Genomic DNA, 14,137 nt, shown 5'->3' on the forward strand with positions numbered 1-14,137 from the left:
TCCCATTCCGAACAGAGAAGTTAAGCCCGATAGCGCCGATGGTACTGCCTTTTTGGTGGGAGAGTAGGTCGACGCCAACTTTTAAAGAGTCTTGTTCCAATGAGGAATGAGACTCTTTTTTGTTATAAAATATTTTTGTGCCGGATGGATTTGGTACGATTAAGGAGTAGATCCTCCAAAAGGATCAAAAGAATTAAGGTGTTTATAGCAGCAGGGTTCCACCTCTTTCCATTCCGAACAGTGAAGTTAAGCCTGTCAGTGCCGATGGTACTCAGACTTTCCCAAACTTGTTCGCACTTTCTTTGTACCGTAGCCATTTCTGGAATTATGGGCTATTGCCTTTTCGTGCTTCTCATAACCTAAATGATCATCAAGTTCCCCTTCGAGCATTTTCTCAATGCCTCGCTTTTGAACTTGCATCAGAAAGTCATTTAGCTGTTTTCCTGTTTTGAATTGCTTTAAAATTTCATCGGTCAATAAATCTTTTGGTTCCATAGTAAGTGTGCTTTTAATATGAGACTAACCTAAAGTTATTTCCAATTTTTTTCTTGAGCTAGAAAAAGGCTCCGAAAAAACCAGAATAACTTTACTTACACACTTTATGGGATACTGCTACATATTGGCATCATCCTGATTTATCGACTTACCTATTTTACCTGTTTGTTGTATCTCTATTTCGTGTGTACTGCTACATAAAGTAACTGTTAACTTGCGGGTATCGTAATTAGGTTTTAAGTGCATTACATAGGGTTCATCAGGGCATTCTGCACTCATTTTAGCAAATAAATCAAACATCTCTTTGGCATCAAAATATACCTTACCATAATATACTAGTCTATCTTTTACCCATTGAAAAGAAATATATTTAGTTACTGCTTTTGTTTTAAAAAAGTTATGCTCCAATTCTTCACCATGCATCGTATCCATTTCACCATTATAAAACTCGGACATTATATACAGTGTTTTATTGCGCGGTACGCTATCCAAGGCAATGGTATAAGAGAAGCGTTGCCTAAAAATGGTTTTAAAAGGTTCTTGCGTTATACCATGCTGGGCTATGTATTCGAGGGACCCTTTGGCTTGTTGCATTACAAACTCATTAAATTCGTCTCTAGTGTCAGTCATATCTGGAAACATCGACTTCCAATTGTACTCCATTTCTTCGCCTTGAAAGTGGGCAATTTCAACGATTCTGCTTCCTCAGGTAGTTATGCCGAGAATGTATTCCCTTTTGACTAGTAAAACCTTGCTTAAATAAAACTTCCATGGTATCTGCAGGAAGATCAAATTCGCCTTTGTAAAATTTATCTTCGGCATGCGAAAACCAGCCAAGGGTTAATTTATTGGGTACAAAATGCCCTGACGACATCTCCATGCCCCCCAAGCCCCAACCACCATATTGACAAATGCCTGTAGTTATACCACAACTCTGTTCGCCGTTTGAAAACGAACCAAAAATGCTTCGAATAGGGTAGTGGTTTGGAGCATTAATACCTGGTTGCCAATCTAGTTTAAGTTGTTCTCCTTTTTTCGCAGGCTTGCATGCAAATAGATTGAGTGCCATGAGTAGATAAAATAATATTCGTACCATGTTTGTTTAACCTATTTCTTTTGGTGTGGTTGTATCGAAGATTTGCCTATGCGACCAGCTTTTTTAATTTCTATTTCTACAGAGTCTTGTGTTTCCTGATTGTTCCCACGCAAACAAACACCTAACTTACCCGTACTAAAATCAGGTTTTAAATACAATACAAAAGGCTGTTCTTTACATTCTTTTTGCATACTAGCAAAGGCTTTAAATATTTCATCTTCGTTAAAGTCTATCTCACCAAAATACACTACCATACCTTTTCGCCATCTAAAAAATATATTTTTAGGTACTGCCTTGGTTTTAAAAAAGTTACTTTCTAGCTCTTCGTCTTCCATGGTATCCATTTCGCCGTTAAATGATTTAAACTGTATAAATTCTGTTCGGCTAAATGGTATGCTATCAATGCTTATGGTGTAATTATAACGTTGCCTGTATATTGTTTTAAAAGGTTCCTGACTAAAGCCGTGCTTTGCAATATATGCTTCTGCTCCTGGAGTATCAGCCATAACCATTTTATTATAATCTTCTCTACCCGATTTTTTACTTGAAGGGTACATGCTTTTCCAATCGTAATCTATTTCTTTGGCTTGGAAGTGACCTATTTCAACAATCCTTGAGCCAGGTGCCTCTGCCCATAATGCAATTCCTCCCTGAGGGTACATATTTACATAAAGGTAAACATACCCTTTTATGCTTCCATTAGGTCTTTTAAATCCCTGTTTCATCAAAGTGCGCAAAGTATCTTCGGGCAAATCAAAGGAGCCACCAAAAAATTTATCTTCGGCATAAGAAAACCACTTTACCGACAATTTATTGGGTATAAAATAAGAGGTACTCATTTCTAAACCACTCTGCCCCCAACCATCATTAACATCTGCCCGCGTTGTAAGTGGAGCCGATTTGCGTCCATTTGATAAACTACCACTTGCAACTATTATTGGATAATATTTGGGTGCATTTACACCTAAACGCCATTCTATTTTGGCTTTATTTTGACCAGTAAGGCATGATAGTAAGTTTAATGACATAATTATTATAATAAGGTATCTAATGTTTTTTTTCATTGCTTATTTTCGGTATTGTGTATCGTTTATGATTTCACGAGATGGAACATCGCGTACACTTGTTTTATAGGGGTTAAAATAATCAACTATTTCGTCTGTTGCTATGCATTCGTGTGAAGTATGAAAGTAATTTAAACGTAAGTATTTTAACTGTTTACGGTCTATTATTTTTTGATGCAATTCGGGATATTGTATAAAATCATCTTCATGTAAGTTTTCATTCATAAATTGGTTAAACCCCTGTTCGTATACAAATACCCATTGTTTCGGCACTTTTCCCCTGATATAATCTTTATAACCCGAATCTGGGATACCTGATCTTGAATGCATTTTATCAAGTATTGTGTCTATTTCGTTATCAGTAAATTTACTTTTTATTTCGCCTATTAGTTCCTGTACAGTATGATACTTCAGGGGTTTACCCTTTTTAAATACATAATCATCTAAACGATCATGTGTTTTTTTCAAATCGTCAGGAGGATCAAAATTATCATTTAAAGTTCTCTCAATAAACTTAATCTCATTAGGCTTACCCACAGCCTTTTTCTTCATAATATGTAAAGGAATAAAACTATAATGGTATTTAACCTTTTTTTTTCCTATTAAATACGTTCCCATAACAGATGGATCTACTGTTAGACTCGATCTGTCTTTATACCAACTATCTTCTAACAAGTACTCTATTTCTTTTTCAGCAGAACGGGACCGTGTTTGGAAGAATATTTTTTTATCTTCGTCTTCCTCCTCCAGATAACCGCCCCCCAAATCAGAGTGAACCCCTGGCAACTCCTTTTCATATTGCAATCCTTTGCTTGCTATATTAACAAGCGAAAAATTGGCTCTTCGTTCATCCATAGCAGTTAGATGCAATACATCATCGGCTCTAGTAACCTCATCCATAACAATTTTTGACAACCCCTTATACGAAGGAACTGTATCGAACAAACCGGCAAACTGCACCTTAATTTCGCCATCGTAAACAATTCCCTTTTCTTCAAATGCCTTACCCAAATCACCCCGTGCGGGCGTTGCTACTTCTTGAAATGAACGGGGGCCTGTTTGTATAGTTTTAGTACCTGCAGGTTTATTAATTTCGTAAATAAACTGCCTTGCAGCAGCAGCTCCTCGGCTAAAACCAAATACATCAAATGTAAGTGATGTGATTTTTCTTTTTCCTATCGATTTCTCAATTTTATCAGCTAACTGATTACATCCATCCGTAACTTTATCGGTTATACCCCTTTTATATGAGCCTACAGCACTTGAAATTTTACGATCTGGTAAATGTTTTTTTGTTCCTATACCGTCAACATATTCGGCTGTTTAAAATTTTAGCCGCTTTTTGGTTGAGTTTATTGAGTTGTACATCTCGTTGCGATAGTTCCACATCGTACTCAATAGGCATGGAAATCATTTTGTTGGGACTATCAATTTCTACATGCACTTCTGGAGAGTCTTTATATATCCTTAACCAATCTTTTCGTCCGGCATAAGGAGCTACTCGTACATATGTTTTAAGTGTTTCTCCCGTCACACCGAAAGCATCCAGCTGCATATACATTTCACTTTTACGCAGCAAATATATGGGGTTCCCTTTGTATTTATATTTGGCATGCAGCTTTTTAACAACAAACTCTGTTACTTCCTTTAAGGATCGTAGCTTTTTGCCAATCTAGTTTAAGTTGTTCTCCTTTTTTAGCAGGCTTGCATGCAAATAGATTGAGTGCCATGAGTGTAATCATTAAACATTTAACCATCGTAAGAAAATGGGCTGACATAGCTACATTTACATATTGGCATCATCCTGATTTATCGACTTACCTATTTTACCTGTTTGCTGTATCTCTAATTCTTGTGTGCTACTGCTTAAGGTAACTGTTAACTTACGGGTATTGTAATTAGGCTTTAAGTGCATTACATAAGCCTCATCTGGGCATTCTGCACTCATTTTAGCAAATAAATCAAACATCTCTTTGGGTTCGAAATATACCTTACCATAATATACTACTCTATCTTTTACCCATTGAAAAGAAATATATTTAGTTACTGCTTTTGTTTTAAAAAAGTTATGCTCCAACTCTTCACCATGCATGGTATCCATTTCGCCATTGAAAAACTCGGCCATTATATACAGTGGTTTATTATGCTGCACACTATCCAAGGCAATGGTATAAGAGTAGCGTTGCCTAAAAATGGTTTTAAAGGGTTCTTGCGTTATGCCGTGCTGGGCTATATATTCAAGGGAGCCTTTGGCTTGCTGCATTACAAACTCATTCAATTCGTCTCTAGTGTCAGTCGTATATGGATACATTGACTTCCAATTGTATTCCATTTCTTCACCCTGAAAATGGGCAATTTCAACGATTCTGCTTCCTCCCACATCCATCCATAAGGCCACCCCCCCCTTGGGATAAGCATTTACAATGAGGTAGTTATATCTAAAATGCGTTCCTTCTCGACCAGTAAAGCCTTGCTTAAATAAGGCTTGCATGGTATCAGCAGGAAGATCAAATTCGCCTTTGTAAAATTTATCTTCGGCATACGAAAACCAGCCAAGGGTTAATTTATTGGGTACAAAATGCCCGGATGACATCTCTTTACCACCCAAGCCCCAGCCTCCATATTGGCAAATGCCTGTAGTTATACCACACCCTCGTTCTCCATTTGAAAACGAACCAAAAATAGTTTCAATGGGATAGTGTTTGGGGGCATTAACACCTGGTTGCCAATCTAGTTTAAGTTGTTCTCCTTTTTTAGCAGGCTTGCATGCAAATAGATTGAGTGCCATAAATAAGTAAATTATATTAATTGTTAATTGTTTCATCTATTTTGATTTTATCCTTGATTTATTCCTCGTGATGGTTTAGTGCGTATACTGGCAGCATAGGGGTCGAAATAGGCTATGCCAGTAGCAGCTTTTAAACTACTACAATCGTGCGAGGTGTGAAAATATTGTGCTCTTAAGCCCATAAGCGTTAAATGGTCATTAATTTTTCGTTGTAAGTCTGGATGCCCGGGATAATCATTGGCATTTAGCGGCTTACTTTGTTCAGTAGTTATAGCTGCATCATTATTTGTTTCTATATGCTCAACTCTATGAGAATTAACTATACTTAGCGCATCCACTTTAGCTACATGAGGCTCGTTCAATAATGCTTTTGGATTCTCCTTTATTTTTATAAACTCAATTTCTCTGTCTATTTCCTTCCTAGTATAAAACTTCATGGGTTTTCCCTTTCTAAAAACATAATCGCGTAAGCGTTCATTGGTGTAGCTTAACTCTTCAGGAATTTGATGCTTTTTTAAAATAATATCTTTAAACTTAACCCCTTGGGTATTGAGTTGAGCCTTATCTCTCATAATATGAAGAGGGATAAAGCTATATTCATTTTTAACTTTTTTAGTACCTACTGTTTTAATGTAACCTTGTGCATTAATTAGCCCCCTAGTTAAAGTGCCTAAGTAGCCAAATTTACACTCCAATTGTTTTTCGCTCCAATACCATCCTTCTTCCAACAGATACTGTACTTCATCTTTCATATCGTAATAACTACCTGCAAATACTATTTTATCTTTTTCTTTTGCAATGGGTGTATACGATCCACCAATATCGCAATGTACTCCTGGCAACTCTTTTTCAATAGCCGAGCTACCTTTTTGTTGTATTGTAGTTAATGCAAAATTTTTGCGTCTTTCGTCCATAGCTGTAAGGTGTAAAATACTGTTAGCCTTACTTACAGCATTTAAATGTAAAGCCTTGGTTCCTCCATCTAATTTAGCTCTATAAGCAGGTACTGTATCGAAAATACCTGCAAATTCAATTGTAATATCACCTTCGTATATAAGGCTCTTGCCATGCAAAGCTTTGCCAAAAGCACCAAAAGGAGGTTGTTCGGGTATGTTTATTGTTTGCACATAACCTGAGCTTGTTCCATAGGATTGTGTTGTAGCTTCAACTTTATCCTTTGTTATTTCGTAAATAAAATGGCGTGCTGCGGCTGCGCCACGGCTAAAACCAAAAACATCAATGGTCAAGGTTGCAATTGTATCATCTTTAGCTATTTTTTTACACGCCTCTGCTAATTTTTCGCAACCTCGTTCTACTTTTTTATCTATACCAGTTGCTCCATCGCCAAAACCACCACCATATTTATTGTCATCTCCTCCTAAATTAACGCCAACTTTTTTACCATCCTCATCCAGAATATCTTCTCCATTGGATGTGGTACCTATTCCTTCAATATATCTACATCCTGTGCGTACATCTTTATTTGTAGGGTCGTCATCATAATTTTTAAACAAACGCGCTACATTACTATAATCATTGGCGTAACTATCGTCTATTTTTAGCCCTGACTTACCACTTCGTAAGCGTTTCTCATAAGCAGCTGCCATTTCAGCATTATGTTTGTGGCCATGAACACCTTCAAAAAACTCTAATCTCCCTTCGGTGTTAAATTTATTATTGTTTGTTCCGTCAAAGAACATGCTTACCCTAATATGTACACCATTTCCATCAGATAAATTTGCTTTGTTACTCACAATACTATCTTTGGTATTACCCGATGTTACCGTAAATTGATACGTACCATAATCGTTTGTCATACTCATATCAAATCCAATTTATTCGTTTTCTTTACTGTAATCGGGCACTTCGTATTCGACAATGGCCACATCGCTATTAACCGTTCCTGTTAATGTAACTACCTCTTCATCGTCCAGCTTATTGCCGTCTTTGTCTTTTATTCTGCTACGTTTTAAGTCAATGCTAACGGTATCTCCATCGGCAAAGTCTTTGGTAAAAACGCGCATTTTTATCACTTCTATCAATTTTCCTTTATCAATTCTTTCATCTGTTTCATCATCAAAAAACTCGGCTTTAATAATTTTAGGAGCAAGAGCTTGTTCTTCAGCTTGCTGTCTTAAAGCGTCCTGATTGGCTATGGCTTGATTAAGTTGCGCTCCATTACCGGATACAACGGCTTTAAACTTTTGCAGGGGTGTAATTTTAGGAAAAGGTATTCTTGTAACCGGTGTTACTGCTGTAGCACCACTTCCTCCTGTACCAATCAGCACAGTTGGTTCTCCAACTGTAATAGAACCTCCATGAGCTGTCATGCTCCCTATTGTTGCAGCTGGTTTTCCGCCAATTAGTACGGTTGCTTCACCCTGCACAATAGTATCGGGTGGGCCTACGCAGGTGCACATGTCACCCATGACGGCGGCAGGCTTGCCACCAATTAATACGGTAGGTACTCCGGGTCCGCTTACCGGTCCTCCTACATGGGGCACATAGCCCGTTACCATGGGGCATACATGCATACTCCCTAAGGTTGCTGCTGGTCCTGGCATAATCTTTTAGTTTAGTTAACTGTTACAATTCCTCCTGACACTTCCGCCATTGCACTTCCTGTTACTTTTGTTTGAGTCCCATTTAGTTCGGCACCAACAGATCCTTCTATAATGGTATTCATTCCGCTTAATGTTGCATCTGATGTAGCTTCCATAGCTAATTCTCCACTACTTGATATGGAGGTATCTCCATCAGACTGAACTATAACATTTCCCTTGGCCTGATTACTTAAGTCTCCTTCGGCAGATACATCAATATTGGCTTTTGCACCAATCCTTATATTTTTTTCAGCAGTAATATTGATGTTTTTGGCGGAGATATCAATATTTTCAGCTGAGTTAATGATTAATGACTTGGCTTGGGTATCAAAAGTGATAATACTGCCTTCGTTGTCGTATATGTTTATTTTTTCTTCGCCGTCGGTATCATTCAGCTCTATGGTGTGTCCACTTCGGGTTCGAATGGCTTTTATATCGTTGGTGTCGGTTGTAAAACTTTCTGGTTTGGCTGCGCCATGATATAATGTTCCAATTACAAAAGGTTTTTCGGCATTTCCGGCTTCAAAACCAACCATTACTTCTTCACCAATTTCTGGAATAAAATGGAATCCTTTATCCACACCACCATGTGGTTGTGTCATTCGAATCCATGGCGAAGGAGCAGTTAACTGCCAGCTAAACTGTACACGTATTCGTCCTATTCCCTGAGGATCGGCATTTTCTACAACCAACGCGGTTTGAGTCTGGCATTTAGGGAATAGAGCAACATTGGTATAGGGAGGATAAACAACATTTTCCGGAATTGCTTCGAAATTATTTTTGTAATCGCCCGACATCTGACAGGTATGCGATAGTTTGGTGATAATGTAAGTACCATAGGCTGTTTCTCCATTTGCAGTTTTTTGTGCAATAGAAATCAATCCACCCACTTTAAGACCTGGATTCATTGTGCTTCCGGTTAAAATAACCATACGGGCAACGTTAGCTTCACCTTGTTTTATAACAGCATTTTCTAATGCTTGGTTTAAATCTCCGTCGGCAGTATGTCGGTGAAAATCGACTATGGTTTCCTGCCCGTACATAGTTTCCGATTTTTCAGCCATTAGTGCATGATATCCTGGCAACTCAGTTCCGGCAGTGATCGAGCTTTCTAGTTTTTCATTGGAATAGTAATCCCTTGTTACGTAGTTAAATGTTTTTGGGTGAGTTTGCATTTTCAGGTTAAAATCCATCAAATCAATACCATATTTTAATTGTAATGGTTCCGATGTTTCCGATCCGAAAATTATTTTTTGTCCATCGTAATAAAACCATTCACCAAAACGCGAAGCCAACTGACTTAAAAAGCCAAAAGCACTTTGATTGTATTGCACTATGTATGGAAAAACATCTCGGGTAATTGGATTGATAGTGGTTTCCGTACCACTTTGATAAGAGGCAGTAACTAAACGAACTATTTCCGATAAATCTTTTTCTTCATATCCAATACAGTTTGGTCCATCTTCCAATAAAATGGTTGGACTGTATCCTTTAATTCGAATGTGATCTCCAATCGATGAGAATTCCGATTTTATGGATTCGGCTTCTGTAATAATTCCTATAAAAGTACCATCCGGAAGACTTGAGTCGCCAACATTATCAGAAATTAGAATTTCTATTTGTTGTCCAATTAATGATTGGGTTTTATCGATGATTGCATTTCCTTCCCCGGTAAATTGCTCCCACAATATGGTGATATCAAAATAGTGATGGGTATTTATTCCTTGAATAATCTGTAAATCAAGAAAATTAGGGTATTGTACTCCATCTATTTTTATGATTGTATTTGTTTGCAGTGCCATGCTGGTAGTTTTTAACTAGTATATTTTTATGTATGGATTTACTTTTTCCATCGTGAAATGCTTTCAAATTGTTTTAATTACTATCGAATGTTTTCTATCTGATTAAGCTTCTGCATTCCAGTCATTAACAACTGTAACATTTTCAAGATTAATTTCCCGAGCCGATAATTTCATTTTAGTTACCATGGGGTGTGAACCCTCAGAATGAAAATACTCGTGGTAGGAAACGCATAAGGCATCTGTGAAATCAAGTCTTTTTAACCGAGACATTGCATCTCTGCGATAAAAAGTTACACTTCCACTCTTGCGTTTATCAGGAGACGCCATCCAATCGAAAAATTCGGTACTGGAGGTCGATTCCAGTTCCAGTTCAATAATTCCTCCACCAACAGGTTTTTGTGAAGCACGTCCGTTAACAGTGATGGCTTGATCCATCCCAAAATGACAATTAATTACTTTTGCAACAGAGTTGTCTATAATAAATTCAGCCAGAAATGACATATTGATTGCGTTTTACATTGGGTTAAAAACAGGTTTGTCCGTTTAATTATGGTTTAGATGTTTGCTAAAACAAGAAAACGGAGTCGGTAAATTTAAAAATGAAGAAGGTGTCCAAAAAGGAATATTTTGTACCGGATTGTCATGTTAAGCGATCCCGATGGCTATCGGGACGAAACATCTGTTTTTCAAAGTGAAAGATTCTTCGACAAGCTCAGAATGACAATAGAACGTAACTTTTTAGACACCCTCTTCTTTATCAGGATTTTTTTATTCTTTTTTCAGGTAATTTTATATTTTTACCCTATATAAGAATACGTGATGGTATTCTTATTTTAGTTAGGAAGGACGACATATTTATGTCGTCCCTCTTTTAGGAATACGTGAAGGTATCCTGATTTTAGTTGGGAAGGACGACATAAATATGTCGTCCCCCTTTCCTAGGTAAGATTATACCCACTCATTAATGTGCTCACCATTACCCATTTTAATTTCACGGGCAGAGATGGTAAACGATTCAGCCATAGCCATATTATCAAAGGCATTAAATTTTTCCTCATATTTCACAAGGTATCCTTCAGTAAATGACAATTCTTTCTGTTTAGCGTCTGTATCGCGCTTTAAGAAAGTTACTGTGCCATCTTTTCTCTCAAAGTTATTACACATCCATTCGAACATATCAGTATCTCCAGTACTTTCCACTGTTAACATGATACGACCACCACGGGTAACAGATGATGGACGACCTGTGGCATCAACTTCTTGAGTTAAATCGTAATTGCAGGAAAGAACATTCATGGTCTTTCCACCTACGTTTAATTTTGCTTTAAATGACATAAAACTTAATTTAAATGTTAATAATAATAATAATACGATGGTGAAATTATGAATAGTATTTTAAAAATCCAATTATGCAGCATTGTAAAAGTTGATATCTTTCTTTCGTTGCCCAGATGTAAACATATTAAAAATACTCTGTTTCCCTTTTGTAATGAGGCTTTGTGGGTTTTCGAAAATATTAATTTTATATGTAAATATTTTTAAAATAATTATTATTTGTTTTTAAAGTATTAAGAGGGTTTTTATTTGCTTTGATGTTTTTATTCTGCTAAGTGTTATTTTCTTGAAAAAATAATTATAGATTCGTTTGGATTATTGCTATTTATTATTAACGTTATTTTTCAATTAATTTATATGACACATAAGAATACTTTATTTGCTAATGTTTCGGGCCTTTTTCTTTATTTTAATAAAGAATTACGGTTTAATATTTTTTCTTAGCTATAATCTTTCATAATTTTGTTAGCTGATTTTGTATTAACTGCAAAATCTGCTTAAACCTTTATTTTTAATTAATGCTGCGAAATAATTCATCATTTATTGGGAAGAATGAATTTGGGAGATTAATCCCGGCAATTGGTCTGTTGGTTTGTTTGTGCGGTTTGTTTTCTTGTGGGTCTAAAAAAATTATTCACAATACAATTTATCATGATGAACCTGCAATTGTGGCTTTAAAACAAAAGTATGCATTGATTCTTCACGTAGAGAAGGATCAAATAAAGAGTATTGCCTTATATCAAAGTATTGATAAGTGGACTATAGTTAGGGATTCAAATATGGCGAAATTGGGATCTTTAAATGTAAGTTTTATTCAATACTTATATTATTTAAATCTTAGAACTAAGTTACCTGCAGATTTTAAAGAGCTTTATGAGGCACGAAAAACTTATTTGTTTAAAGATTGTCATTTTTTAGAGGAGGGAGATTTAGTCTTTTTTAAAGAGAATTTCCGTGCTGTAAAGGAAGTCGGGTTTTATTTAGATAATGATGTTTTTGTTGCGGCCGATGCAGGAGGCGATCTTCGTTTTCATCATTTACGGGATTCAATTAATAGGTTTCATGTAATTTCAAATGCTAAGATTTTAAAAGATGTTGAATGAAAATACCTTGAGTGGGTGTATGCAGGATATTAATGGTTTGCCATTTAATCTGAAAGCTGAAATAGTTACCAATCTTTTGTTCGATCGTGGTCTGTTGCCCGAGAACTTGATGATTCAAATGAATAGTGCTTTCAATAGGCCATTCAGAAGAGACGTAGAGAAGGCCCGGTTGGGAATGAATGAAGAACAGGGATTGGTAAATTTGCTTCTTTCTCGAAATGGAATTTACGATTTATTGCCCGAAGGAGTTATTCATGAAAGGAATGAAGGAAGTGGAAGAGAAAGTGTGCAGCAATTAATTCAGCTTCATCAAAAACAAAAAAGAGAAGAGCGGGAGGCTAGAAATTTTTTCAAACCTTTTGAGAATGAATTGTTTAGGGTGTTGGTGAAGATTGAACAACAAGAAGTTTCTTTGCTTAAAAATCAGGATCATCAATTTCAAAGTTTTTTAGTCAGATTTTGGGATATCCATGGTGAGCTTGAAGAGTGTCAGAAGCAGTTTTTACTTAAGCTTGCTCCTTTGGCATATTCTTTAAAAGGAAATTTGGGCAAGATTTGTAAAGTGTTGCAGTTGTTTTTAAATAAGTCTGTCTCCTATGAAAAGAGCTTGATTTGCATAAAAAGTCAAGAGAAAAAAAGAGATAATGAAATTATTTTGGGTCGAAATTTTATTGTGGGAAATACAACGGAAGAACTTCCAATGGTTCGATTTTTGATAGAGGGAGTTGCGGAAAAAGAAATTAAGGATTATCTGGAAGGTGGACCAATTCATAAATTTATAGTGGAAATTATGGAGTATTTATTGCCGGTAGAATATGAGTTCGATTTTAAATGTAAAACGGATCAGGAGTTTTCGCCTGATGGTTTTGGTGTTCTTGGTTATTCTTCCGTATTAAGTTCCTAAAAAAACAGATCAGAGTTATGATTTTAAAAAATTTACTAGCCGGGGATATTAATGCGGTTTCAATATTGTTTCTCTTTTTTGGAGCGATGTTTTTTGCATTCTCAAAAAGCTTAAAAAAGTTGTTCGCACATGATAGAAAGAAGATGATTTTATATTTTCTTGTTGCGGCTCTTGCCTATACAGTTTGCGCTTTGTTTACAATTCGTAATTTAATGTTTTATGGTATAGCTTCCAACTATATTGCTATTATGGTGTTGAGTTTGTTGTTTGGTTATTTGATGATTGTGGCGTTAGAGAAATATTTCGAATGGCCTGAGAAGCTGAAATGGTTAGCACAATTCTTGTTTATACTAGTTACGGTTTTAATTGGTTTTATTGTGTTTATACAGATTGCCGGACGATTTGGGGTGAGTGGGATGCATTATTTCTTTTTAACCGCCACAATTAGTGTAATACTCCCATGGATATTTCGTTATTTATTTAACAGTGCAATGGATATCCCTTTGGCTATTTATAGGAAGTGGGAATATCCTGTCCATAAAAAATATGTAAGGCCGGAATATGAGGATTTAAAGAATCCATATATTATTACTTTGGAGTTTTTAAAGTCGAATAATGCTGAGTTTGTTTCAAGATTTAGAGTTCGTGCTCCGGAGAATATGGATTTTGGAATGTTTTTTTATCATTTTATTAATGATTATAATCAAAAACATCCTGAAGAATTAATTAATTACGGTGCGCAGGAAGATAAGCTGCATAGTTGGATTTTTTATCGTCGGCCTCGCTTTATTGGTCGGTGGAAACAGGTTAATACAGAGCAAACAGTATATAGAAATAACATAAAAGAAAACGCTGTAATCGTGTGTCAAAGGTTAAATGATTAATTTGTTTGACCTATTGGAAGACAAAAAAAACAGGCTTGCTAAATGAATAGTAAGCCTGTTTTT

14 protein-coding genes, 2 rRNA genes and 1 pseudogene are annotated in these 14,137 nt (G+C 36.2%); 5 read left to right on the top strand and 12 right to left on the bottom strand.

Going from position 1 to position 14,137, the window contains the following annotated elements:
* Together rrf (BZG01_RS22135) and rrf (BZG01_RS16405) are read left to right on the top strand one after the other, a co-directional pair.
* Positions 1-80: ribosomal RNA gene (gene rrf, locus BZG01_RS22135) — 5S ribosomal RNA — on the top strand; the annotation flags it as partial.
* Positions 81-194: 114 nt separating this feature from the next.
* A 5S ribosomal RNA gene (gene rrf / locus BZG01_RS16405) occupies positions 195-302 on the top strand.
* Between the two features lie 31 nt (positions 303-333).
* Here rrf (BZG01_RS16405) and BZG01_RS22140 read toward each other — a convergent pair.
* The 12 genes and pseudogenes from BZG01_RS22140 to tssD (BZG01_RS16460) form a co-directional block, all read right to left on the bottom strand.
* A pseudogene (locus BZG01_RS22140) lies at positions 334-495 on the bottom strand (IS256 family transposase); the annotation flags it as partial.
* Positions 496-612: 117 nt separating this feature from the next.
* Entirely contained in the window at positions 613-1,137 is a 525-nt protein-coding gene (locus tag BZG01_RS16410; RefSeq protein WP_180327358.1) for a hypothetical protein, read from the bottom strand.
* Between the two features lie 46 nt (positions 1,138-1,183).
* Complete coding sequence (locus BZG01_RS16415) at positions 1,184-1,591, bottom strand: DUF2931 family protein (protein ID WP_101310932.1); 408 nt, start codon at positions 1,589-1,591, stop codon at positions 1,184-1,186.
* An 11-nt stretch (positions 1,592-1,602) separates the two neighbouring features.
* Positions 1,603-2,619, bottom strand: a complete 1,017-nt coding sequence (locus tag BZG01_RS16420) for a DUF2931 family protein (protein ID WP_180327359.1) — start codon at positions 2,617-2,619, stop codon at positions 1,603-1,605.
* Between the two features lie 39 nt (positions 2,620-2,658).
* Positions 2,659-3,957 (bottom strand): phospholipase effector Tle1 domain-containing protein, encoded by a 1,299-nt coding sequence (locus BZG01_RS16425; protein ID WP_101310934.1) that lies wholly within the window; start codon positions 3,955-3,957, stop codon positions 2,659-2,661.
* Positions 3,958-3,961: 4 nt separating this feature from the next.
* Complete coding sequence (locus tag BZG01_RS16430; protein ID WP_101310935.1) at positions 3,962-4,210, bottom strand: hypothetical protein; 249 nt, start codon at positions 4,208-4,210, stop codon at positions 3,962-3,964.
* Positions 4,211-4,441: 231 nt separating this feature from the next.
* A complete protein-coding gene (locus BZG01_RS16435) occupies positions 4,442-5,479 on the bottom strand; it encodes a DUF2931 family protein (protein WP_101310936.1) in 1,038 nt (345 codons plus the stop codon).
* Between the two features lie 11 nt (positions 5,480-5,490).
* Positions 5,491-7,266, bottom strand: a complete 1,776-nt coding sequence (locus BZG01_RS16440) for a T6SS phospholipase effector Tle1-like catalytic domain-containing protein (RefSeq protein ID WP_101310937.1) — start codon at positions 7,264-7,266, stop codon at positions 5,491-5,493.
* Positions 7,267-7,278: 12 nt separating this feature from the next.
* A complete protein-coding gene (locus BZG01_RS16445) occupies positions 7,279-8,007 on the bottom strand; it encodes a PAAR domain-containing protein (protein ID WP_101310938.1) in 729 nt (242 codons plus the stop codon).
* Positions 8,008-8,018: 11 nt separating this feature from the next.
* Positions 8,019-9,848, bottom strand: a complete 1,830-nt coding sequence (locus BZG01_RS16450; RefSeq protein ID WP_101310939.1) for a type VI secretion system Vgr family protein — start codon at positions 9,846-9,848, stop codon at positions 8,019-8,021.
* Positions 9,849-9,950: 102 nt separating this feature from the next.
* Positions 9,951-10,349: a type VI secretion system tube protein TssD gene (gene tssD, locus BZG01_RS16455; RefSeq protein ID WP_101310940.1), complete on the bottom strand. Its 399-nt coding sequence runs from the start codon at positions 10,347-10,349 to the stop codon at positions 9,951-9,953.
* Between the two features lie 447 nt (positions 10,350-10,796).
* On the bottom strand, positions 10,797-11,183 hold the full coding sequence (gene tssD / locus BZG01_RS16460) for a type VI secretion system tube protein TssD (protein ID WP_101261654.1): 387 nt from the start codon (positions 11,181-11,183) through the stop codon (positions 10,797-10,799).
* Positions 11,184-11,701: 518 nt separating this feature from the next.
* Here tssD (BZG01_RS16460) and BZG01_RS16465 point away from each other — a divergent pair.
* Genes BZG01_RS16465 through BZG01_RS16475 form a run of 3 tightly spaced genes read left to right on the top strand, consistent with a single transcriptional unit; the run spans position 11,702 to position 14,074 of the window.
* Positions 11,702-12,286 (top strand): NlpC/P60 family protein, encoded by a 585-nt coding sequence (locus tag BZG01_RS16465; RefSeq protein WP_101310941.1) that lies wholly within the window; start codon positions 11,702-11,704, stop codon positions 12,284-12,286.
* Positions 12,276-13,190, top strand: coding sequence for a hypothetical protein (locus BZG01_RS16470; RefSeq protein ID WP_101310942.1), 915 nt, complete (start codon positions 12,276-12,278; stop codon positions 13,188-13,190). The genes BZG01_RS16465 and BZG01_RS16470 overlap by 11 nt, the downstream gene beginning before the upstream one ends.
* A gap of 17 nt (positions 13,191-13,207) precedes the next feature.
* Positions 13,208-14,074 (top strand): TssN family type VI secretion system protein, encoded by an 867-nt coding sequence (locus BZG01_RS16475; RefSeq protein ID WP_101310943.1) that lies wholly within the window; start codon positions 13,208-13,210, stop codon positions 14,072-14,074.
* Positions 14,075-14,137: the final 63 nt, after the last annotated feature.

Source organism: Labilibaculum manganireducens, from assembly GCF_002843385.1.
In the GTDB taxonomy this organism is placed as follows: Bacteria; Bacteroidota; Bacteroidia; order Bacteroidales; family Marinifilaceae; genus Labilibaculum; species Labilibaculum manganireducens.

Bases quoted from the DNA above. Each gene is read 5' to 3' on its own strand.
- tssD (WP_101310940.1), bottom strand. From the start codon at position 10,349: ATGTCATTTCTGGCTGAATTTATTATAGACAACTCTGTTGCAAAAGTA.
- BZG01_RS16410 (WP_180327358.1), bottom strand. From the start codon at position 1,137: ATGTTTCCAGATATGACTGACACTAGAGACGAATTTAATGAGTTTGTA.
- BZG01_RS16420 (WP_180327359.1), bottom strand. From the start codon at position 2,619: ATGTCATTAAACTTACTATCATGCCTTACTGGTCAAAATAAAGCCAAA.
- BZG01_RS16475 (WP_101310943.1), top strand. From the start codon at position 13,208: ATGATTTTAAAAAATTTACTAGCCGGGGATATTAATGCGGTTTCAATA.
- BZG01_RS16465 (WP_101310941.1), top strand. From the start codon at position 11,702: ATGCTGCGAAATAATTCATCATTTATTGGGAAGAATGAATTTGGGAGA.
- BZG01_RS16470 (WP_101310942.1), top strand. From the start codon at position 12,276: ATGTTGAATGAAAATACCTTGAGTGGGTGTATGCAGGATATTAATGGT.
- BZG01_RS16440 (WP_101310937.1), bottom strand. From the start codon at position 7,266: ATGAGTATGACAAACGATTATGGTACGTATCAATTTACGGTAACATCG.
- BZG01_RS16450 (WP_101310939.1), bottom strand. From the start codon at position 9,848: ATGGCACTGCAAACAAATACAATCATAAAAATAGATGGAGTACAATAC.
- BZG01_RS16415 (WP_101310932.1), bottom strand. From the start codon at position 1,591: ATGGTACGAATATTATTTTATCTACTCATGGCACTCAATCTATTTGCA.
- BZG01_RS16435 (WP_101310936.1), bottom strand. From the start codon at position 5,479: ATGAAACAATTAACAATTAATATAATTTACTTATTTATGGCACTCAAT.
- BZG01_RS16430 (WP_101310935.1), bottom strand. From the start codon at position 4,210: ATGCAGCTGGATGCTTTCGGTGTGACGGGAGAAACACTTAAAACATAT.
- tssD (WP_101261654.1), bottom strand. From the start codon at position 11,183: ATGTCATTTAAAGCAAAATTAAACGTAGGTGGAAAGACCATGAATGTT.
- BZG01_RS16445 (WP_101310938.1), bottom strand. From the start codon at position 8,007: ATGCCAGGACCAGCAGCAACCTTAGGGAGTATGCATGTATGCCCCATG.